The 20,241-nt window shown below is 70.1% G+C and carries 18 protein-coding genes and 1 pseudogene; 8 read left to right on the top strand and 11 right to left on the bottom strand.

Annotated elements, in window-relative coordinates:
* Positions 1-8: 8 nt before the first annotated feature.
* Both murF and ACFV7Q_RS26440 read right to left on the bottom strand, forming a co-directional pair.
* Positions 9-1,406: a UDP-N-acetylmuramoyl-tripeptide--D-alanyl-D-alanine ligase gene (gene murF / locus ACFV7Q_RS26445; RefSeq protein ID WP_385431915.1), complete on the bottom strand. Its 1,398-nt coding sequence runs from the start codon at positions 1,404-1,406 to the stop codon at positions 9-11.
* 120 nt (positions 1,407-1,526) lie between these two features.
* Positions 1,527-2,003: a hypothetical protein gene (locus ACFV7Q_RS26440; RefSeq protein ID WP_385431913.1), complete on the bottom strand. Its 477-nt coding sequence runs from the start codon at positions 2,001-2,003 to the stop codon at positions 1,527-1,529.
* A gap of 597 nt (positions 2,004-2,600) precedes the next feature.
* Between ACFV7Q_RS26440 and ACFV7Q_RS26435 the strand changes: the two genes are divergently transcribed.
* Both ACFV7Q_RS26435 and ACFV7Q_RS26430 read left to right on the top strand, forming a co-directional pair.
* Positions 2,601-3,164, top strand: coding sequence for a dihydrofolate reductase family protein (locus ACFV7Q_RS26435; RefSeq protein WP_385431911.1), 564 nt, complete (start codon positions 2,601-2,603; stop codon positions 3,162-3,164).
* Between the two features lie 320 nt (positions 3,165-3,484).
* Positions 3,485-4,414: a SigB/SigF/SigG family RNA polymerase sigma factor gene (locus ACFV7Q_RS26430; RefSeq protein WP_385431909.1), complete on the top strand. Its 930-nt coding sequence runs from the start codon at positions 3,485-3,487 to the stop codon at positions 4,412-4,414.
* Between the two features lie 46 nt (positions 4,415-4,460).
* Here the strand turns inward: ACFV7Q_RS26430 and ACFV7Q_RS26425 are convergent, their stop codons facing one another.
* The 4 genes from ACFV7Q_RS26425 to ACFV7Q_RS26410 form a co-directional block, all read right to left on the bottom strand.
* Entirely contained in the window at positions 4,461-4,958 is a 498-nt protein-coding gene (locus tag ACFV7Q_RS26425; protein WP_385431907.1) for an ATP-binding protein, read from the bottom strand.
* Positions 4,959-5,075: 117 nt separating this feature from the next.
* The gene (locus ACFV7Q_RS26420) at positions 5,076-5,468 is read right to left on the bottom strand and encodes an STAS domain-containing protein (protein ID WP_385431905.1); all 393 of its coding nucleotides are present in this window, start codon (positions 5,466-5,468) and stop codon (positions 5,076-5,078) included.
* Between the two features lie 88 nt (positions 5,469-5,556).
* Positions 5,557-8,097 (bottom strand): SpoIIE family protein phosphatase, encoded by a 2,541-nt coding sequence (locus tag ACFV7Q_RS26415; protein WP_385431904.1) that lies wholly within the window; start codon positions 8,095-8,097, stop codon positions 5,557-5,559.
* 57 nt (positions 8,098-8,154) lie between these two features.
* Positions 8,155-11,850, bottom strand: coding sequence for a HAMP domain-containing protein (locus ACFV7Q_RS26410; RefSeq protein ID WP_385431902.1), 3,696 nt, complete (start codon positions 11,848-11,850; stop codon positions 8,155-8,157).
* Positions 11,851-12,176: 326 nt separating this feature from the next.
* On the opposite strand from ACFV7Q_RS26410, the gene ACFV7Q_RS26405 reads away from it, so the two are divergent.
* From ACFV7Q_RS26405 to ACFV7Q_RS26395, 3 genes and pseudogenes are all read left to right on the top strand, one after another.
* Positions 12,177-12,476: a WhiB family transcriptional regulator gene (locus ACFV7Q_RS26405; protein ID WP_385431900.1), complete on the top strand. Its 300-nt coding sequence runs from the start codon at positions 12,177-12,179 to the stop codon at positions 12,474-12,476.
* Positions 12,477-12,545: 69 nt separating this feature from the next.
* A complete protein-coding gene (locus tag ACFV7Q_RS26400; protein WP_385431899.1) occupies positions 12,546-12,890 on the top strand; it encodes an alcohol dehydrogenase catalytic domain-containing protein in 345 nt (114 codons plus the stop codon).
* Positions 12,797-13,036, top strand: a pseudogene (locus ACFV7Q_RS26395) (ROK family protein); the annotation flags it as partial. The gene ACFV7Q_RS26400 and the pseudogene ACFV7Q_RS26395, both read left to right, overlap by 94 nt.
* 14 nt (positions 13,037-13,050) lie before the next feature.
* Here ACFV7Q_RS26395 and ACFV7Q_RS26390 read toward each other — a convergent pair.
* The 5 genes from ACFV7Q_RS26390 to ACFV7Q_RS26370 all read right to left on the bottom strand — a co-directional run bounded on the left by ACFV7Q_RS26390 (position 13,051) and on the right by ACFV7Q_RS26370 (position 16,793).
* Positions 13,051-13,800: a hypothetical protein gene (locus ACFV7Q_RS26390; RefSeq protein WP_385431897.1), complete on the bottom strand. Its 750-nt coding sequence runs from the start codon at positions 13,798-13,800 to the stop codon at positions 13,051-13,053.
* A 457-nt stretch (positions 13,801-14,257) separates the two neighbouring features.
* Positions 14,258-14,500, bottom strand: coding sequence for a hypothetical protein (locus ACFV7Q_RS26385; RefSeq protein WP_385431895.1), 243 nt, complete (start codon positions 14,498-14,500; stop codon positions 14,258-14,260).
* An 18-nt stretch (positions 14,501-14,518) separates the two neighbouring features.
* Positions 14,519-14,797, bottom strand: a complete 279-nt coding sequence (locus ACFV7Q_RS26380) for a hypothetical protein (protein ID WP_385431894.1) — start codon at positions 14,795-14,797, stop codon at positions 14,519-14,521.
* 218 nt (positions 14,798-15,015) lie between these two features.
* Positions 15,016-15,858: an ABC transporter permease gene (locus tag ACFV7Q_RS26375; RefSeq protein WP_385431892.1), complete on the bottom strand. Its 843-nt coding sequence runs from the start codon at positions 15,856-15,858 to the stop codon at positions 15,016-15,018.
* Positions 15,855-16,793: an ATP-binding cassette domain-containing protein gene (locus tag ACFV7Q_RS26370; RefSeq protein ID WP_385431890.1), complete on the bottom strand. Its 939-nt coding sequence runs from the start codon at positions 16,791-16,793 to the stop codon at positions 15,855-15,857. Before ACFV7Q_RS26370 ends, ACFV7Q_RS26375 begins: the two co-directional genes overlap by 4 nt.
* Positions 16,794-16,924: 131 nt before the next feature.
* On the opposite strand from ACFV7Q_RS26370, the gene ACFV7Q_RS26365 reads away from it, so the two are divergent.
* The 3 genes from ACFV7Q_RS26365 to ACFV7Q_RS26355 form a co-directional block, all read left to right on the top strand.
* Positions 16,925-17,572, top strand: a complete 648-nt coding sequence (locus tag ACFV7Q_RS26365; RefSeq protein WP_385431888.1) for a PadR family transcriptional regulator — start codon at positions 16,925-16,927, stop codon at positions 17,570-17,572.
* A gap of 674 nt (positions 17,573-18,246) precedes the next feature.
* The gene (locus ACFV7Q_RS26360) at positions 18,247-19,875 is read left to right on the top strand and encodes an ISAzo13 family transposase (protein WP_385431886.1); all 1,629 of its coding nucleotides are present in this window, start codon (positions 18,247-18,249) and stop codon (positions 19,873-19,875) included.
* A gap of 109 nt (positions 19,876-19,984) precedes the next feature.
* Positions 19,985-20,241 (top strand): transposase (locus tag ACFV7Q_RS26355; RefSeq protein ID WP_385431885.1); only part of this gene is annotated, 257 nt, incomplete at its 3' end.

The following is a 20,241-nucleotide window of genomic DNA, read 5'->3' as shown; positions in this document are numbered from 1 at the left end:
GGCAGCGCCTAGCGGTCGCCCGCCGCGGTGTCGGGCCGGGCCAGGCGTACCGCCGTGTGCTCCAGCCCGGTGCTGTGGCTGCCCTTGACCAGGACGACGTCGCCCGGCTCGATCAGCTCGCGGGCCAGTTCGAGGGCCTGGTCGCGGTCGCGTGCGCTGACCACCTGGAGGTTCGGGTGGTCGGCCCGGGCGGCTTCCGCCATTGTCCGCGCATCGTCGCCGCCGACCGCGATCAGCACGTCCACGCCGCAGGCGGCGACGAGTCGTCCGATCTGCCGGTGCCCCTCGGCGCCGTCGGCGCCGAGTTCCTTCATCTCGCCCAGGACCGTGACGGTCCGTCGTCCGCTGCTCATGGCGTCGAGCGCCGTGAGCGCCGCCTTCATCGAATCGGGGTTCGCATTGAATGCGTCATTGACGACCCGGACGTCGGACCGGTCGGTGACCTCCATACGGCCGGACGCCACCAGGACGGCCCGGGACCGTGCGGCCGCGGTCTTCGCCACGTCGGCGCCCAGCCCGATCGTGACGGCGGCCGCGGCCAACGCGTTGGACACGTGGTGTTCCCCGTGGAGGGCCAGATCGACCTGGTCTTCGGCGCCGGCGGCGACGAGGGTGAAGGAGGCGCGGCCCGCCGAGTCGAGCGTCACGTCCACCGCGCGTACGTCGGCGTCCGGCGCGGTGCCGAACGTCAGGACCCGGGCACGGGTACGCACCGCCATGGCTGCCACCAGGGGGTCGTCGGCGTTGAGGACGGCCAGCCCCTCCGCGGGGAGGGCCTCGACGAGTTCACCCTTCGCCTGCGCGATGTGCTGCCGGCCGCCGAACTCGCCGACGTGCGCAGTACCCACGTTGAGGACCACGCCGACCGTCGGTGGGGCGATGCGCGTCAGGTGCGAGATGTGGCCGATGCCGCGGGCGCCCATCTCCAGGACGATGAACTTCACGTCCCGGTCGAGGTGGGTCACTGCCAGCGGCATGCCGATCTCGCCGTTGAACGACTTCACGGTGGCGATCGTCGGCCCGAGCACGGGAAGCACCTGCGCGATCAGGTCCTTCGTGCTGGTCTTGCCCGCCGATCCGGTCAGCCCGATCACCAGCGCCTCCGGCACCTCGGCCAGCACCGCACGGGCCAGCGCGGCAAGTGCGTCCAGCACGTCGGCGACGACCACGGCCGGCACACCGACGGGACGGGCGGCGAGGACGGCCACCGCCCCCGCCTTCACCGCATCGGCTGCGAAGGCGTGCCCATCGGCGTGCTCGCCGGCCAGCGCCGCGAACAGGCCGCCCGGCTCGAGCGCGCGGGAGCCGACGACGGGCGGCGCGGTCACCGTCACGGCCGGGTCCGGCACGTCACACAGACGGCCGCCGACGGCGGCCGCGACGGCTTCCAACGAAAGGGGGATCACTTGGCACACTCCCGATCAGAAACACTTGCTCGACGCGGCGGACGGCCGCACGGTCCTGCCCCGACCGTAACGCCTGCGGCGACCGATCCGGCCGGGACGAGGACCGTCCCGGGCCGGTCCTCAGTCACCCGGTTCTGGGAGGGGAGGCGACGGGGCGCGGCCGTGTGGAGGCGGGTGTCCGGTGGTTCGGTCGCCGGTGCGGGTGAGGGTGGCGTGTAGGTGGCGGACGGATTCCTCGGCGTCGTGGAGCTCCGCGGGCGTGGGGAGGGTGGCGCCGAAGGACTGCCGCTGGCCGGAGGCGGGCAGGGCGCGCCAGGTGAGGACGGGGGAGAGCGTGGTGCTGGCGCGGGCGAGGAACCAGGCCAACGGGCCGTGGGTGCGGGCGAGGGTGACGGCGAGGACGGCGAGGGCTTCGCGGAGGTGTTCCAGGCGTTTGATGACCGGCAGTGTCTCCTGCTCGGCGGCCGGGCGGACGGCTTCGGCGAGGCCGGCGGCGGCCTTACGGGCCAGCGCAGCGTCTTCGGGGGTCAACACCCAGAGCCCGTTGCGGAGCTGCGATTCGGCTTCCGTGACGAGGTCTGAGATCTGCGCGCGCATGCCTGTGTCGGCCGGCCGCCGGTCGAAGGGCTGTGACGGGGGCACGGACCGCTCTCTCGGTGAGGTCGGTCCCTCCGCCTGCGGATCGGACATGGGCGTTCCCTTTGCTGCCTGAGGTGAGGTTCTGCGGGTGGACCGGTGCGGGGGGCTGTATGTGATCGGCCGCTGGTGCGGCCTTGGTCTGCTCGCGTTCGAGTGCGGAGGACTCCTGCCAGGTCGACGAGGGGTTCGTTCCGTCATCGTGGTAGAGGCATTCGGGGGGCGGCTGCTGCACACGCCCGCCGGGGTGCGGGGCGTCACCCGGCCGGTGGCCGGCGAGGCGGCCGCCCGCCGGGCCGCGTCCACCCGCTGCCGGGCCGTCCGGCCGACCCGGCATCGCCGCCGGTGAAGGTTCCGCTTCCGTGCTCCCAGCGGGGCGCCGGCAATGGTCGTACGATCGCTCCGACCGCCGCGCCCACGACGACGAGCTTTCGTCCCGCGCTCGGTCACGCGCTGTGCCGGAGCAGTCCGCAGGAGGAAGAAGAGCCCGATGCCAAGCTCAACCGAGCACTTCGTCGCGACCATCGTCCGTCGTTCCCGTGCCATGAGCCCGACGTCATGTTGATCTACTCGATGGGCGTCTCGGTGGACGGCTTCATCGCCGACCGCGAGGGCGCATTCGGGTGGACGGTCCCTCACGAGGAACAGTTTCGTTTCCACATCGCGCAGACGCGCGAGCTCGGCGGCTATCTGTGCGGCCGCAGGCTTTACGAGACCATGCTGCCGTGGGAGACGGATCCGTCGCTGCGCGACGACGAGCTCGGGGCCGCGTTCGCCGACGTCTGGTGCGCACTACCCAAGGTCGTTTTCAGCCGCACGCTCGACAGGGTCCAGGGCAACGCCCGGCTCGCCGAGGCATCGGTGGCCGAGGAGGCCGCCGCGGCGCTCGACGCGACCGGGAAGAACGTCTCGATCGGCGGCGCAGGCCTGGCCGCGGCAGCGATCGAGCTCGGCCTCGTCGACGAGCTGCGCATGTTCCGCAATCCGGTCGTCGTCGGTGGCGGCACGCCCTTCTTGCCACCGGTCACCGAAGACATCCGGCTAGAGCTGGTCGAGACCAGGACCTTCGGCTCACGCGTGATCTACGAGCGCTACCGGCGCGCCCGCGACGGGTCGGGCTGACACCGCCGTCCGCGCCGGGGCGAGCCGCGCGGGGTGCGGGCCGGCTCGGCCGCCAGCTGGAGCGCCGTCAGCTCGGGGGGCCGAGCGGGCTCCCAGCGGCCCGCGGTCGACGGTCTCGGTGCCCCCGGGGGCGGCGGTCGCAGCCCGATTCCTGTGCCGCGGGACAGGGCACGCACGCCAGGACACCACCACTCGAAGACCGGCCAACCCTGGCCTGAACTGGCCCGTGGGACAACCAAAAAGGGAGCCGGAGCGCGTAAGCGAGCGGATGCGGGGCAGGGGCGCGGAAAGCCGTCCGCCGTCAGCAGAAGGGCCTCACCATGCTTCGCTCCGCAGCAGTTGCCGAGTCCGTACGTCCGGCCGACCTCGCCGAGCCGGAGCCGGGAGCGAACGCCGGATCCGCGGAAGGAGCCGCCCCCCTCGACGTGCTGCCGCCGAACACCCCGCCGCGGGAGCTGGCCCCCGCCGACGCCCGCGAGCTGTCGAAGCTCTTCCTCGTGCGGCTCCGCTCGCTGGAGGAGGGCACCCGCGAGTACCAGTACGTGCGCGGCACGCTCATCGAGATGAACATCTCCCTGGTCCGCTACGCGGCGCGGCGCTTCCGCAACCGTACCGCCCAGGCCCGGGTGGAACTGGACGACATCGTGCAGGTCGGCACGATCGGGCTGATCAAGGCCATCGACCGGTTCGACCCCGACCGGGGCGTCGAATTCACCACCCTGGCACTGCCGTTCATCGTCGGTGAGATCAAGCGGTACTTCCGTGACACCACGTGGGCCGTGCACGTGCCGCGGCGTCTGCAGGAGTTGCGCACCGAAATCGTCAAGAGCCAGGAGGCGCTGTGCGACCTCCTCGGCCGCGCCCCGACCGTGGCCGAGATCGCCGGCGACCTCGGTGTCGGGGAGGAGGAGGTGATCGAGGGCATGATCGCGGCGAACGGCTACGCTTCCGAGTCCCTCGACGCCGCGGCGGACATCGCCGCGCAGTCCGGCTCCGACCGACCGGGCCGCCGGACGCTCGCCGACACGCTCGGCGACATCGACCCCGCCATGGAACTCTTCGAGGACTTCGCCACCTTGGCCCCGCTGCTCGCCCAACTCGACGAACGAGACCGTCGGATACTCGCCATGCGATTCGGCAGGGAGATGACCCAGGCCGAGATCGGCGCCGAGCTCGGCATATCGCAGATGCAGGTTTCCCGCCTGCTGTCGCGGACGCTGGTCCGCCTGCGCAAGGGCATGCTGGCGTGAGCGCGGCGTGGCGGTCCGGTCACCGGCCCGCCGGTGGCCGGGAAACCTACCGGTCACCGGCCGACCCGCCGGCCGGTGCCAGCCTGGCGATGTCGAACTCCGCCCAGATCGTCTTGCCCTGGCCGTGCCGCTCGGCGCCCCAGCGGTCGGAGGTCCGCTGGACGATGAACAGACCGTGCCCGCCGGGCTGGGCCGGCTGGTGGGGGCGGCGCGGGGCGGGCAGCGAGGCGTCGCCGTCACTGACCTCGATGCGCAGCCGGGGCGGGGAGGCGTCGAGGACCAGCTCCAGGGGACCTCCGGCATGCAGCATGGCGTTGGCCACGAGTTCTGCCACGACCAGGACGATGTCCTCCGTGACCGCTCGGTCCACCCCGTCCGAGTCCGCGGACCAGGACCAGTCGTGCAGCGCCTGCGCGGTGAACGCCCGGGCGCGGGCCACCGGTTTGGGTAGTCCGGCCAGCAGCATGCGTCGGCGCTGGCCGTCCGGCGGGAGCGTGCTCTCGCCGGGGCCGCCGTCATCCAGGGTGCCCGGGCTGGTGGTCATGTTCGGGTGCCCCTCCGGTGTCGGCGTGACGTCGTGGACCGCGCTTTGCGGTTCGTCCGGTCGGATGCCCCGGCGTGCTCGGATTATGCCCCTGCGGCGGCCGGACGTACGGGCCGGTCATGCTGCGAGGGCCGCGTCGACCGAATCATAAAGGGAGAACACCGCCAGTGCCCCCGTCAGTTCGAGCACGCGCATCACCGTCGGGGCGACAGCGGCGAGCCGCAACTCGATGCCCGCCGCCAGCGCCGCCGCACGCGTCTTCAGCAGCAGGTTCAAGCCGGACGAGTCACAGAACCCGACCCGTTCGAGGTCGACCACGAGCACGAGCGGGCCCTGCCCGATCAAGCCGGTGAGTGACTCCTCCGCTGGTGCGAGGGTCTCGATGTCGAGGTCGCCTGCGATCCGGCAGACCGCTTCGCGGGCTTCGGTGCGACGGACCTGCACCGTGAGTGGTGCCTCCTGCGGGTGCCCGGCCGTCATGCCGGCTCCCTGATCGTTCTCGGCTGGCATCGGCGTCGTTCCTCCAGAGAGTGCCCTTCGACCTTACGCAAGTCGATCCCGTACGGCCAAGCCCCGGGCGGCGGGGCAGGGGAATGCGTCATGGTGCGTCCTGTCCTTCTGCGCCTTCTCGGCCCCGGAGGAACACACCGACCAGGCACGTGTCGTCGTCCGTGTCCGCCCGGCTGTAGCGCAGGAGGTGGTCCAGGTGTTCCTCCAGATCGCACGGACCGCCGTCGCCGCCGCCCGCCTTCTCCGTGAGGGCGATCAGATTGGTCAGCGATGCCTGGAGGGACTGGTCCCGGCGTTCGATCAGCCCATCGGTGTACAGGACCAGGAGGTCACCCGCCTCCAAGTGGATCTCGCTCTCCTCGTACTCGGCCTGGTCCACGACGCCGAGGAGGATCCCCGAGAGTTGGGGCAGCGTCACCGCCCGCCCGCCGCGCAGCAGAACGGGCGGCAGGTGGCCGGCGCGGGCCCACCGCAGCCTACGCGTCGCCGGGTCGTACAACCCGCACGCGGCCGTGGCCGTGAGGTTCTCCGTCAGCTGGTGGGTGATGCTGTTCAGCCAGGTCAACAGCTGTGCGGGGCCCGCCCCGGTAGCCGCGAGCCCGCGCAGGGCGTTGCGCAGGGCGACCATGCCGGTCGCGGCCTCGATGCCGTGCCCGGCGACGTCCCCCACGCACAGCAGGATCTCGCCCGACGGCAGGGTGAGGGTGTCGTACCAGTCCCCGCCGACGAGGTGGTCCTTCTCGGCGGGGCGGTAGCGGACGGCGACGTGCAGGTCGTCGAGGTGCACCGGGCCACGGACGGGCGGCATGATCGCGTGCTGGAGCTGACGGGCGAGGCGGCTGCGTTCGGCGGCGTGCTGCGCCGTCTGGGCGAGCTGGTCGCGGGTGGCGGCAAGGGCGACCTCCGTCCAGTGCTGGGCCGAGATGTCCTGGTAGGCGCCACGGACCAGGCGCAGTCTGCTGTCGGGGTCGTGGACGGGCTCGGCCACCACCCGGATGTGGCGGGCGACGCCGTCGGGCCGCTGGAGGCGGAACGCGGTGGAGGCGGGCCGTTGGTGGTGCAGGAGGGTGCGCAGGAAGCGGCCGATGGTGTGCCGGTCGTCCGGGTGGGCGTGCTCGGCGAGTTGGTCGAGGGGGATCGGCAGGGCGCCGGCAGGCAGACCGTGCAGTTCGTAGACCGCCTCGTTCCAGGCGATCTGCCGGGTCCGCAGGTTCTCCTCGAAGCCGCCGATGCGCCCGAGCCGCTGGGCGTGCTGCAGCAGCCGGGCGACCCGTGGTGTGCCGTCGGCGAGGCGCCAGACCACCACGAGGAGACTGCCGTGCCGGCTGATGCTGACCTTGGCCTCGGTGCTCAGCGGCACCCCGTCGACCAGGGCGGAGAGCGTCATGGCGCCGGTGCGGAACGGCTCTCCGGTGACGAAGACGTGCTCGGCCTTCTCGAACAGTCCTCCGGCTTCCGCCGCCAGCGGGTACGCCTCCAGTAGGCGGGCGCCGACGATGGCGCTGGTGGGCCGACCGGCGAAGTCGACGAACGCGGGGTTGACGTGCCGGATGGTGAACTGGAGCGGTGCCTCGGTGCTTTCGGGTGCGGCGTGGAGGATGAGGCAGGGGTCCAGCAGTCCATCGGTGAGGGCGCGCACGCCGTCGAGCTGTGCGTCGTGCTGCTCAGCCTCCGCCCCATGGCCGTCGGCCCAGGTTTCGAGGGTCGCGGCGCACAGCGCGGCGAGCGCCTCGAACTGGCGTTGCAGCGGCTGGGTCTGCTCGGGCAGCCGGTCGTTCCAGCAGACCTCCAGGACGCCGATGAGCCGCCCCCCGATCCCCGCCGGAACGGCGAGGCGACCGCCGCTGATCTCGTGCTGGCCGATCGAGGGAAGGGCGGCGTCCGCGAGCGCCGGGTAGGCGACGGCGGCCCGCCGGTCGAGGGCGCGGCGGGCGGGCGTGGGCACTCCCGGCGGCACGTGGCGCCAGCGGTGGGCCTCCTCGCGGCCGAAGCCGGCACTGCCCGCGAGGGACAGGGACTGGTCGGGGTGGGCCACCCACACGGCGACGGCGACGGCGCCGAGCGGCCGCAGCGCGTGGTCCAGCATGGAGCGGGCCACCTCTTCGGTGTCCCGCCCGGCGAGGGCGTTCGCTTCGGCGCTGCGCAGCCGAACACCGACGGAATCGGCGGCGGGCGCGGTGGATGAGGCGGTGACGAAGTCGCGGGCGATCGTGGAGATGCGGTCCGAGGCCGCCTGGTTGACCAGGTCCGCAGCGAGGACGAGGGGCGGGACGCCCGCCTTGCCGGCGAGGGCCGCGAGCTGTGCAGAAGCCTCGGTGGGACCGCAGCGCAGCCGTTCGATCAGGATGCCGACGGCCATCTCGACGAGCGCCCGCCCGGCGGCGTCGGAGTGTGCCTGTTCGAGCTCGCGCCGGAGCCGTTCGACCGTGGTGGCGAGGCGGCCGACCGCGGCACCGCCGGTCGCGTCGGGCACTGTCCCGGCCGCCCGGTCTTCCCCGGTGGCCGCGGTGGTGGTGGCGGCCGTGGCGGTGGCTGCGGCGGCGCGCGGTGCCCCGACGCGCGCGACGCCGGGGCTGGGCGGCGTCCCGGCGCGGCTGGTGCCGCCTCGCGGCTCGTGGGGGTGGTGCACTGCCTCGGCTCCTCGCAGTCCGTCGTCGTCGGCTGTCGGTCGGTCTGTCGTCCGGCGTCAGGGGGCCAGTTGGCGCTTGATCCGGCTGATCAGCTCACCGGCGTCGACCGGCTTGGTGATGTAGTCGCTGGCGCCCGAGGCGAGGCTCTTCTCCCGGTCGCCGATCATGGCTTTGGCGGTGACGGCGATGACGGGCAGCCCGCTGTGCTCGGGCATGGCCCGGATGGCGGCGGTGGCGGTGTAGCCGTCCATCTCCGGCATCATCACGTCCATCAGGACGACGTCGATGCCGGGGTGCGTGGTGACGGTTTCGAGGGCCGCCCGCCCGTTCTCCGCCTTGAGGACCGCCATGCCGTGCAGTTCGAGGATGCCGGTGATGGCGTACAGGTTGCGGTCGTCGTCGTCGACCACCAGCGCGGTGCGGCCGGCCAGGGAGGGATCGGGTTCGGGATCCCACGGGGACCTGGCGTCCGTCCGCTGGACGAGCGGCGGCACGTCTCCCGGCCGGTCCGCGCCCATGTGCAGGGCGATGCGTTCGCGCAACTCGTCCAAGCCGGTGATGAGTTCGAGCGGCCCCGAGCCGGCCCGTTCGCGGAGCAGCCGGGCGTCGTACGTCGCGGTGCCGCGGCTGCTGTGGGCGAGCACCGGGACGCCTTGCAGGGCGGGGTCCCGGGCCAACTCCTCCAAGAGGCCGTCGGCCGCACCGTCGGGCAGGTCCAGTTCCAGGACGACGCAGTGGCAGGGGCTGGTGGCCAGGGTGGCCGCCGCCTCCTGGGCGCCGACGGTGGTGATGATCTCCACCTCCCGCCGACCCGCCGCGCCGGCGTGGGACGGCACGTCGCCGACGGCGTTCTCCGCCACCAGCGACAGCAGCCCGTGGGGCCGGGCCTCGACCACGAGGAGGCGGCGCGGCGGGAGCGGCCCGGAGACGGAGGTGGGAGCGGTCGGGGCAGTCGGCGCCCCGCTCGCCTCCCGGGCACCCGGCTCCGAGGTGCCGGCTCCGAGTTCCTCCGGCGTCCTCGTGGCGGCCATCTCGGCGAAGTCGGGGCGCGCCACGGGCAGGAAGAGCGTGAAGGTGCTGCCCTTGCCCAGGGTGCTCTCGGCGGTGATCGCCCCGCCGAGGAGGTAGGCGATCTCGCGGCTGATGGACAGGCCGAGCCCCGTCCCGCCGTACTTGCGGCTGGTGGTTCCGTCGGCCTGTTGGAAGGCACCGAAGACCGTCTCGAGGTGCTGCGCGGCAATGCCGATCCCCGTGTCGGTCACGCGGAACGCGAGGACGGGGCCGCCCCGGCGGACGAGGTCGGGGACGAGGGCCTCGTCGGCCGGCTCGATGCGCAGCTCGACACCGCCCTGCTCGGTGAACTTCACCGCGTTCGACAGGAGGTTGCGCAGGATCTGACGGAGCCGGTAGTCGTCGGTGACCAGCTGGGCCGGAACCTCCGGCGAGGTGCGGACCGTGAACGACAGGCTCTTCTGGCTGGTCATCGGCCGGAAGGTGGCCTCGACGTAGTCGAGCAGCCTGGACAGGGAAACGGTCTCGGGGGTGAGGTCCATCTTCCCCGCCTCCACCTTGGACAGGTCGAGGATGTCGTTGATCAGCTGGAGCAGGTCGGAGCCGGCGGAGTGGATGATGCCGGCGTACTCCACCTGCTTGGCGGTCAGGTTCCGCGTCGGGTTCTGGGCGAGCAACTGGGCGAGGATGAGCAGGCTGTTGAGCGGGGTGCGCAGCTCATGGCTCATGTTGGCCAGGAACTCCGACTTGTACGTGGAGGCGAGGGACAGCTGGTGGGCCCGTGCCTCCAGCTCCTGGCGCGCCTGCTCGATCTCCAGGTTCTTCGTCTCGATGTCGCGGTTCTGCGCGGCGAGCAGCTCGGCCTTCTCCTCCAGCTCGGCGTTCGACACCTGGAGTTCCTCCTGGCGGGCCTGGAGTTCCTGCGAGCGGGCCTGGAGTTCGGCCGTCAGCCGCTGGGACTCGCCGAGGAGCTCGTCGGTCCGGGCGTTCGCGATGATGGTGTTGAGGTTCACCCCGATCGCCTCCGTCAACTGGTTCAGGAAGTCACGGTGGATCTGGGCGAAGGGGTGTACGGAGGCGAGCTCGATCACGCCCAGTACCTGTCCCTCGACGACGATCGGCAGCACGACCAGGGACAGCGCCTCCGTCCGGCCGAGCCCGGAGGAGACGGCGAGGTAGTCCGCAGGGAGGTCGTCGACGGCGATGGGGCGCCTGCTGCGGGCGGCCTGGCCGACGAAGGACTCGCCGAGCCGGAAGCGGGTCGGCCGGGAGCCGTCTGGGAAGGCGTAGGAGCCGACCAGCTGCAGGACGGTGCCCTTCGCGCTCTCCTCGGCCAGGTAGAAGGCACCGCACTGGGCCGAGACCAGCGGGGTCAGTTCGTCCAGGACGGATTCGGCGACGAGCGTGAGGTCGCGCTGTCCTTGGAGCAGGCTGGAGATGCGGGCCAGATTGGTTTTCAGCCAGTCCTGCTCCTCGTTGGCCCGGGTGGTCTCGCGCAGGGACTCCACCATGAAGTTGATGTTGTCCTTGAGGTCGGCCACCTCTCCGGAGGCGTCGACGGTGATGGAGCGGGTGAGGTCGCCCGCCGCGACGGCGCTGGTGACCTCTGCGATGGCCCGGACCTGGCGCGTCAGGTTCCCTGCCAGCTCGTTGACGTTCTCGGTGAGCCGCTTCCAGGTGCCGGAGACCCCCTCGACCTCGGCCTGCCCGCCGAGCCGCCCCTCGCTGCCGACCTCCCGGGCCACGCGGGTCACCTCGGCGGCGAAGGAACTCAGCTGGTCCACCATGGTGTTGATGGTGGTCTTGAGCTCCAGGATCTCCCCGCGGGCGTCCACGTCGATCTTGCGGGTCAGGTCGCCCTTGGCGACGGCCGTGGTGACCTGCGCGATGTTGCGGACCTGGCTGGTCAGGTTGTGCGCCATGAAGTTGACGTTGTCCGTGAGGTCCTTCCACGTCCCCGCCACGTTGGGCACCCGGGCCTGACCGCCGAGGATGCCCTCGGTGCCCACTTCGCGGGCGACACGGGTCACCTCGTCGGCGAACGCCGACAGGGTGTCGACCATGGTGTTGATGACGCCCGCGAGGGCTGCCACCTCGCCCTTGGCCTCCACGGTGATCTTCTGCGAGAGGTCGCCCTTGGCGACCGCGGTGGCCACCTGCGCGATCGAGCGGACCTGCCCGGTCAGGTTGGAGGCCATCACGTTGACGTTGTCCGTGAGGTCCTTCCAGGTGCCCGAAACACCTCGGACGGTGGCCTGCCCGCCGAGGTTTCCGGCAGTCCCGACCTCGCGGGCGACGCGGGTCACCTCGTCGGCGAACGCGGAGAGCTGGTCCACCATCGTGTTGATGGTGTCCTTGAGTTCGAGGATCTCCCCGCGCGCGGCCACCGTGATCTTCTGGGTCAGGTCGCCTTCGGCGACGGCCGTGGCCACCTGGGCGATCGCCCTGACCTGGCTGGTCAGGTTGCCGGCCATGAAGTTGACCGAGTCGGTCAGGTCCTCCCACGTGCCCGACACCCCCGGCACCTGCGCCTGGCCACCGAGCCGGCCCTCGGTACCGACCTCGCGGGCCACACGGGTCACCTCCGAGGTGAAACGGGAGAGTTGGTCCACCATGCCGTTGAAGACCGTGGAAATCTCGCCCAGCAGGCCGTCCGCCTCACCGGGCAGCCTGATGCCGAAATCGCCGTCGCGTACGGCGGTGAGCCCGGCGAGCAGCAGCCGCAGCTCCGCCTCGCCCACTTGGGCAGTCCCGGCACCAGCTCCCCGTGGCAGTTCCGCGCTGTCATCGGGCGGTGTCGCGCCAGCCATCGAACGTCGCCTCCGTTGAACGCCGGCCCGGGGCCGGCTCCATCCCTGCGCGTCCCTGGCGGAGGCGGCCTGCAGCCGTCAACCGCGGTCAAGACGCGGGCTCGTACCGATCCGGAGGCTACCTCACCCGTCAGGGGATGGGGAAAGCCCTGGATCACGCCGTTCCCAGGTGGGCGCGCATGGATGTGCGAGTTCGGGTGATACGGACGGGACCCGCGCGGCCAGGACGGCCGCCACCACCGGAAGGAGTCACCACCGTGGCCGACATCGCCCCCGTGTCCACGTCCGGATCGTTCGACCGGAACGGGGACCGGCCGCTCGACGGGGCGTGCCGCACCGCGTCCGGGGTCTTCGCCCCCGTCGCGCACGAGCACGCGGCGGCCGCTCGGGCGCGCGAGGAGGCCGCCAAGGCCGTCTGCGGAGGATGCCCGGTCCGGATCCCGTGCCGCCGCCACGCCCTCACCGCCCGGATCCCGCACGGCGTGCGGGGCGGCCTGACGGCGGACGAGCGGCACGTTCTGCTCGCGGGCCCCTCACGCGGTCACCTGACCGGGTGAAGAAGCCTGACGGCCTGCCCCCGTCGGGCGTCCTGCTCCACCCCGCATGCCCGAGCGCTTTCCTCGCCCATGTCGGCCAGCCCGGAATTCGCGGGCCCAGGGGCGGGCCGGGCCGGCCCCGTGCATCTGGGTCCGAGCTCCGCCGAACTGCAGGACCGGCCCGTCGCACAGCGCGTGAGCCGTGATGACGTCGTGGTGGAGGTCGTCGGTCGGGGGGTCTGCGGAACGGACCGCAAGATCCTGCTCGGGCGGTTCCCCGCCCGGCAGGGCGGGGCGCTCGGGCACGAGGCGGCAGGCGTGGTGCGAGAGACGGGGCTACAGGTGCGTTCGGGGAGGGCCGCTGGGGCGCGGCGCCTGGCCGGGACACGTACGTCCACCTCACCGTCGGCACCGGGATCGGCGACGGCACGGTGATCGGCGGCGGGCTGGTCAGCGGGCTGGTCAGCGGGCTGGTCCACACCGAGACGGGCCACCTCGCGGTGCCGCGGGTCGCGGGCGACGCCGTCCGACTGGGACCTGGCCGCACGGCGAACGGGCGCACGTCGGCCCGGCAACCTTCGTTCCGTGTTCGTTCTCAAGGTGCCGGGGTCTGCTGTTGTACGGGTTGCGGTCTGCGCTGTCGTCCGAGGCTGCGCGGCTTGGGTTGGGCGGCCGGCTTGGTGGTGGCTTCGTGCATCTGCTTGCCGGTGTCCAGTACGTCTTTGGCAATCTGCGTGAGCAGTTCGTCCTTCTGCTCGCCGTCGAGGCGGTCGGCGATGCGTTCGGCGGTGAGGAAGTACTGGTTGAGGACGGGCTGGTTGAAGTACTGGTTGAGCTGTTGGAGCGAGCGGTCGTAGACGACGAGGAAGGTTCTGCTGAGGTAGCCGACGAAGACGGTGGACAGGGCAGCCAGGGAACCGATGAAGATCCGTTCGCCTAGAGCGTTGAACTGCATCGATGCGATGAACGCCACGACCAGTACGAGGAGTCCTACGATCATGGCGCCGATGCTGCTGTTGAACGACTTGTTGGCCTGCTTCGTCGCGATGCCGTGGTACTGCTCGAGGAGGATGCGGTTGAAGTTGACGAGGCTGGCGAGTTCCATCCGTTTCCGGAGGTCGCTCGCTGCGCTGTCCAGGCGTTGGGCCTCCTGTTGTCGCGTGGCGGCCTTGCGGCGGTCCCGCAGTACGGTTGCGGCTATGGCGGCGCCGAGCAGGATGAGGCCGCTGATGGTGATCGCGGGGAGGACCCAGCCGGGCAGGTTGCTGGATTTGGTGGCATTGGACACGTAGCCCGGAGCCGCGATGATCAATGAGGCGAAGAGGACGCCCCCGATGACGATCACGCCTTGCGTCGTCCGTCGGTACCGCAGTTCGGCTAGGTCTCGTTGCAGCGCTGCTTGGGTGTCAGCCGCCACGCGCGCTTCGAAGTCGTCCCTGTACCTGTGTGGCGCTGCCTTGATCTCGGCCATGCGCTGCCCCCGATGGTAGAAGGCCCCTCAGGCTAGCGGGTCGGGGATTTCCTCGTGCTCTTCCTCGGGCTCGGGTAGCCGCATCCGTTCGGCGTGTGCGTGCTGGTGTCCGGCTTGCGTTCGCGGCTCGGCGGTCGAGACGTGCCGGTCCCGAGACGTGCCGGCCCCGTCCGGCGCCGTGCTCGCGCGCACGCCGCCGAAAGCCGTTGATCTGCCTGTGTGGGGCACGTTCGGGCTCTTTGGTGACCGACGCGGGTATCTTGGCTAGCCCGGTCAGGACGTGCGGCAGGTCGCGATGCGACGCACGCACCTGCGCGCCACTGTGACTGCCCTACCCGAGGTAGTCGAGTTGGAGGACGGCGATCCTCTTCGTGTTGTGTCCGATGAGGAGGATGGCCCGCACCTCGGGTGTGATGACCTGTCGGATGATCTTGTCGTCGACGCCGTAGGGGTGTGTCGCGTCGAGTGGCCGTTCGCAGGCTTGGGTGAGGGCTCGTGTGAGGTTCTCGCTGGCGCGCGGGGGGAGGGCGTCGTAGACGGCCTCGGCGGCCGGGTCCAGTTTCAGCGCGTGCACACGCGCATACTCTCAGCTTCAGGCAGCGCCGCGGGTCGAACCGGGCTGATCGAGGATGCGGGGGGTGGCATCGACCCATTCGCCGGGGAGCTGTTCGCCCCGCTCGTCGAACGCGACCAGTTCACGGGCACGTTCGACGGCGAGCAGGGTGTTCTTCGCGATCCGCTCCCACTTGGCGAACACGGTGAGGAGCTCGTGGGCGGGCGCCCGGTTGATCTCGGCGAGGAACCGCTGGGCCAGGTCAGGGCTGCCGAGGGCCTCGTAGATCCGCTCGATCGTCCACTGGATCTCGCCCACGACCGCCTCCACGGTGACTCGCGACTGGTGCGACCACGCTATCGCAGGGGGTGAACTTTAGCGGGCTCAAGTTCGGCTGTGGATACGGCGGGCTGAGTGCGAGCCACTAGGGCCGGGGGACACGGTGGTGAGCGAGGTGCGGTTCTGCGAGGCGCAACGGGAGGCCTCGGCTGACCTGCGCCGGCTGGGACGGCCGGTCTCTTGCTGGGTGGTGGGTGTTAGTGGTTGAGGTTTTTGAATTGTTTGATGGCGAGGGGGAGGAAGAGGGCGGTGAGGGTGGTGGGCCAGGCGATGGCGAGGAGTTCTGCGTGGGTGGTGGCCCAGGTGGGGTTGGTGGTGGTGGGGTTGCCGAGGAGGGTGCGGATGGTGGTGGCGGTGGCGGAGAGGGGGTTGTATTCGGTGAGGGTGGCGAGCCAGGTGGGCATGGTGGTGGGGGTGGCGATGGCGTTGGAGAGGAAGCTGAGGGGCCAGACGAGGATTTGTACGGTTTGGACGAGTTCGGGTTTGCGGGCGATCATGGCGAGGTGGATGCCGACCCAGAGCATGGCGAAGCGGAGGAGGAGGAGGAGTGCGATGGCGGTGAGGAAGTTGGTGGGGGTGGTGTGCCAGCGCCATCCGATGGCGTAGCCGACGGTGATCATGATGGTGAGGGCGACGGTTGATTGGAGCATGTCGGCGGTGGCGCGTCCGACGAGGACGGCGCCGGAGTTCATGGGCATGGATCGGAAGCGGTCGATGATGCCTTTGCCGAGGTCTTGGGTGACGGCGAGCATGGTGGATTCGAGGCCGAAGGCCATGGTCATGGCGAGCATGCCGGGGACGAGGTAGTTGGTGAAGTCTCCTTCGATGTCGCGGCCGCCTCCGATGAGGTAGGTGAACATCAGGAGCATCATGACGGGGAAGATGAGGCCGACGATGACGTGGGCGGGTTGGCGGGCCCAGTGGTTGAGTTCGCGTTTGGTCATGGCCCAGGAGTCGGCTAGTGCCCAGGTCCATGGGGGGGTTGTGGGGTGGGTGGTGGGGGTGGGGTGGGGGGTTTGGGTGGTGTGGGCCGTGCTCATGCCGCGTCCTCCTTTGTCAGGTGCATGAAGACCTCGTCGAGGGTGGGGCGGCGTACGGCGATGTCTTCGGCTTCGATGCCGGCGGTTTGTAGGGCGTGCACGGTTTCGGTGAGTGCTGTCATGCGGTTGTTGACGGAGGTGCTGATGAGTCGGCGGTCTTCGTCCACGGTGGGGTTTCCGGGCAGGAGTGCGGCTGCTCGGGTGAGTTGGTGGGTGTGGCGTAGGACGACGTCGATGCGGTCGCCGCCGGTTTTGGTTTTCAGTTCGTCGGCGGTGCCTTGGGCGATGACTTTGCCGTGGTTGATGACGGCGATCTGGTCGGCGAGTTGGTCGGCTTCTTCGAGGTATTGGGTGGTCAGGAGTACGGTGGTGCCGCCGCCGACGAGGGAGCGGACGGCGTTCCATACTTCGGTGCGGCCGCGGGGGTCGAGGCCGGTGGTGGGTTCGTCGAGGAAGAGGACTTGTGGTTGGGAGATGAGGGAGGCGGCGAGGTCGAGGCGTCGCCGCATGCCGCCGCTGTAGTGCTTGATGGCTTTGGTGCCGGTGTCGGCGAGGCCGAACTGGGCGAGGAGTTCGTCGGCGCGGGCGTTGGCGCGGCGGGCGCCGAGGTGGTAGAGGCGGCCGAACATTTCCAGGTTTTGGCGGCCGCTGAGTTCCTCGTCGACGGCGGCGTTTTGGCCGAGGAGTCCGATGCGGGTGCGGACTTGGTAGGCGTGGGTGCGGGCGTCGATGCCTGCTACTTCGACCCGGCCTTCGTCGGGGCGGAGCAGGGTGGACATGATGCGGACGGTGGTGGTCTTGCCGGCGCCGTTCGGGCCGAGGATCCCCTGGACGGTTCCGCTGCGGACGGTGAGATCGAGGCCGTCGAGTGCCTGCTTGTCCCCGTACTTCTTGCGCAGTCCCTCGACGACGATCGCCAGATCGTGGTCAGTCAAAGCGTTCCCCTCCAGCAGTAATCAAACTTGACTACGTTGGGAAGAAGGTAGCCTGCTTCCCGCGGTTAGTCAAACTTGATTACTGTGGTGCAGGTGAACTGGTCTAACTTGACTAGCGGAGGGGGCTGCTCATGTCTGCGATCCGGCTTCTGGTTCTTGGTGCCGTGGGTCAGCACGGACGGGCGCATGGCTACCAGGTACGCAATGACTTGGAGTTTTGGGGTGCTCATGAGTGGTCGAGCGCCAAGCCGGGGTCGATCTATCACGCGCTCAAGCAGTTGGCGAAGCAGGGGCTCCTGATCGCGCATGAGGTCGCGCCGAGCACGGTGGGTGGTCCGCCTCGGGTGGAGTACGAGCTCACTGATGAGGGCACCGCGGAGTACCTGAGTTTGTTGCGGGAGGCGTTGGTCTCGCATGACCAGAAGATGGATGTGCTGTCGGCTGGGATCGGGTTCATCGTTGACCTGCCGCGTGAGGAGGCGGTGGCGCTGTTGAAGGAGAGGATCGCGGGGCTGGAGCGGTGGCGAGCGGGGGTGACGGGCTACTACACGCCGTACAAGGGTCTGGAGCAGCTCGGGCATATCGGCGAGATCATGAACATGTGGGTGCATTCGGCTGACAGTGAAGTGGAATGGACGCACGGTCTGATCGGGCGGATCGAGGGTGGTGCGTACACCTTTGCGGGGGAGGGGGAACCGTTCGTGGGGGTGCTCGCGCAGGACGAGCCGAACCCGTTCGCCACGGGCCCGTATCCGCAGGACCTGCGGTACCGAGGGTGAAGCCCTACCCCCGGCGCCTCACGGATCCCCCCCTCCGGGGACAGGGGGCAGGGGGCAGGGGGCAGGGGGCAGGGTGTTGGCCCGGGTTGGCCCGGGTTGGCCCGGGTTGGGTGGGTTGGGTGGGCCCGCTGCTGTTGGCGGGACGGTCGTCTCTGAGGCTGCTTCAAGGCCTTGCGGTGTCGAAGTGTTCTCGGCTGGTGGTGCATGGTGGTGTGATACGTCGTCATGAACGGTCCGACGCGGAGTGGGACTTCCTACGCTCGTTGCTGCCCAGGCTTGTGGCGGGGGAGGGCCGCGGCTCGTCGTCGTCCTGACTTCCGGGGACACCCGCGTCTGCATCCACTTCACCGTGGTGGTGCAGGCGATGCCTCGCCTCGCCTGGCCTGGCCTTGCCTGGCCTGGCCTGGCCTTGCCTGGCCTGGCCTGGCCTTGCCTGGCCTTGCCTCGCCTTGCCTGGCCTTGCCTCGCCTGGCCTGGCCTCGCCTCGCCTCGCCTCGCCTCGCCTCGCCTCGCCTCGTCTGGCGTGGCGTGGCCTGGCTTTGGGTCGGGCCGGCCCGGGGTCAGGCGGGGCTACGTCTTCGGAGGCAAGGGGCTACGGCTCGAAGGTGATCCGCATTTAAGGGTTTGCAGGGAATCAAGGTGTTGCTTCCCGGTCTGATGCTCGTTGGCGTGGTATGCGCATCCCGGACGAGACTCGTAATCAACTCGCTGTGAAGTTCGCGGTGCTGTTCCCGCATCTGGACGAGCGGCAGCGTCGGTTGTTGATGGCCGCCGAGGCCCGTGTTCTGGGGCACGGCGGCGTTCGGGCCGTCGCCCTGGCGGCCGCGGTCAGCGAGACGACGGTCCGCAAAGGCGTGTTCGAGCTGGAGGCCGGTGAAGAGCCTCTGGGCCGGGTGCGGCGTCCGGGCGGGGGCCGCAAGCGGGTCGCGGAACTCGATCCGGGGCTGCGGCCGGCTCTGCTCGCGCTGGTCGAACCGGATGTGCGGGGTGATCCGATGTCGCCGCTGCGATGGACGGTGAAGTCGACCCGCGCACTGGCGAGGGAACTGACCCGGGCCGGGCACCGGGTCAGCGCGGACACCGTCGCCGGTCTGCTGCGGGAGGAAGGCTTCAGCCTGCAGGCCAATGCCAAGACCCTCGAGGGCAGCCAGCACGTGGACCGGGACGCACAGTTCCGTTACCTCAACGAGCAAGCCCGCGAGCATCGGGACGCCGACGAGCCGGTCATCAGCGTGGACACCAAGAAGAAGGAGCTCGTCGGCGAGTTCAAGAACCACGGCCGCCAGTGGCGACCGGCCGGTGATCCGGTGCTGGTGAACATGCACGACTTCGCCGACCCGCGGTTGGGGAAGGCGATCCCGTACGGGGTCTACGACCTGGCGGAGAACACCGGCTGGGTCAACGTCGGCACCGATCACGACACCGCCGCGTTCGCAGTGGAATCGATCCGCCGCTGGTGGCATGGCCAGGGCCAGGCCGCCTACCCTCGGGCGACTCGGCTGCTGATCACCGCCGACGCGGGCGGCTCCAACGGCTACCGCACCCGGGCCTGGAAGCTTGAGCTCGCTCGGCTCGCCGCTGAAACGGGACTCACCATCACCGTCTGCCACCTGCCGCCTGGCACATCGAAGTGGAACAAGATCGAGCACCGCCTCTTCTCCCACATCACCATGAACTGGCGGGGCCGCCCGCTGACCAGCCACGAAGTCATCGTGCAGTCCATCGCCGCGACAACCACCCGCACTGGACTGCGGGTGCATGCCGAACTCGACACCAGCACCTACCCGACCGGAGTAAAGATCGGTGACGCGCAGATGGCGGCTCTGCCACTGACCCGCCACGGCTTCCACGGCGACTGGAACTACGTCCTGCACCCCCAGCCGGCCCCACCCATCCCCGCGGCCCGGACTCCGCAACGGTGCGAGCCGGAATGGACACCAGCCCTGCTGACCGACCCCGCGCTGACCGGCATGTCTCCGGACCAATTGCACGACCTGGTCCAGACTCTGGTACCGGACGGAGACACCCAGCGCGGCCGCCCGCCCCACCTCGCCTTTCCCAACCAGGTCCTGGCTGCAGTGCTCCACCTGCGCGTCAATCTGGCCGCGGAACCCCTCGCCGTGCTGTTCGCCAGCAGCCGCACCGCCATGCACCGCACCCTCCTGAAGATCAGGAGACTGCTCAAGGCGCACGGCATCGACATCCCGCCTGCCACTACTCCGCCAGCCGCCCTCAGGGTCCTCCACGCTCGGGTTCTTACTCAGAGCAGCGTGGCCAGCAGCAAGATCAAGACGACGTGTTAATGATCTGCAAGCCCTTAGTAGTGCTTTGTTAGCTGGTCTTGTCACGGTTGGTGTTCGGTAGTTCGCTGCTTGTATGAGGGCGGGTGAGCTTGCTGCGTGTCGGGGCCGGTTGGAGGAGTTCGCCGGGGAGGTGTTCGCGCCGTTGGTGCGGCGGGATCAGCGGGCGAAGGGCTCGCTGTATCTGCGGGGGCTGCTGCTGGACGGTCGGCGGAAGTCGATGCAGCCGATGGCGGAGCGGCTGGGTGTCGATCACCAGCAGTTGCAGCAGTTTATGACGTCCTCGACCTGGCCGGTTGAGAAGGTGCGGGCCCGGTTGGCATGGCGGGCCGTGCGGGCGGTACGGCCGCAGGTGTGGGTGGTGGACGA

Origin of the sequence: Streptomyces sp. NPDC059851 (assembly GCF_042732005.1) — a bacterium.
GTDB lineage: Bacteria > Actinomycetota > Actinomycetes > Streptomycetales > Streptomycetaceae > Streptomyces.
Note: the sequence above shows the minus strand (reverse complement) of the source record. Positions and strands in the feature narration are given on the sequence as shown.

Coding starts and splice junctions, on each gene's coding strand:
- ACFV7Q_RS26425 (WP_385431907.1), bottom strand. CDS start 4,958: ATGACCACCAGCCCGGGCACCCTGGATGACGGCGGCCCCGGCGAGAGC.
- ACFV7Q_RS26375 (WP_385431892.1), bottom strand. CDS start 15,858: ATGAGCACGGCCCACACCACCCAAACCCCCCACCCCACCCCCACCACC.
- ACFV7Q_RS26400 (WP_385431899.1), top strand. CDS start 12,546: ATGTCGGCCAGCCCGGAATTCGCGGGCCCAGGGGCGGGCCGGGCCGGC.
- ACFV7Q_RS26440 (WP_385431913.1), bottom strand. CDS start 2,003: ATGCGCGCGCAGATCTCAGACCTCGTCACGGAAGCCGAATCGCAGCTC.
- ACFV7Q_RS26365 (WP_385431888.1), top strand. CDS start 16,925: ATGTCTGCGATCCGGCTTCTGGTTCTTGGTGCCGTGGGTCAGCACGGA.
- ACFV7Q_RS26435 (WP_385431911.1), top strand. CDS start 2,601: ATGTTGATCTACTCGATGGGCGTCTCGGTGGACGGCTTCATCGCCGAC.
- ACFV7Q_RS26420 (WP_385431905.1), bottom strand. CDS start 5,468: ATGCCAGCCGAGAACGATCAGGGAGCCGGCATGACGGCCGGGCACCCG.
- ACFV7Q_RS26360 (WP_385431886.1), top strand. CDS start 18,247: ATGCGCATCCCGGACGAGACTCGTAATCAACTCGCTGTGAAGTTCGCG.
- ACFV7Q_RS26430 (WP_385431909.1), top strand. CDS start 3,485: ATGCTTCGCTCCGCAGCAGTTGCCGAGTCCGTACGTCCGGCCGACCTC.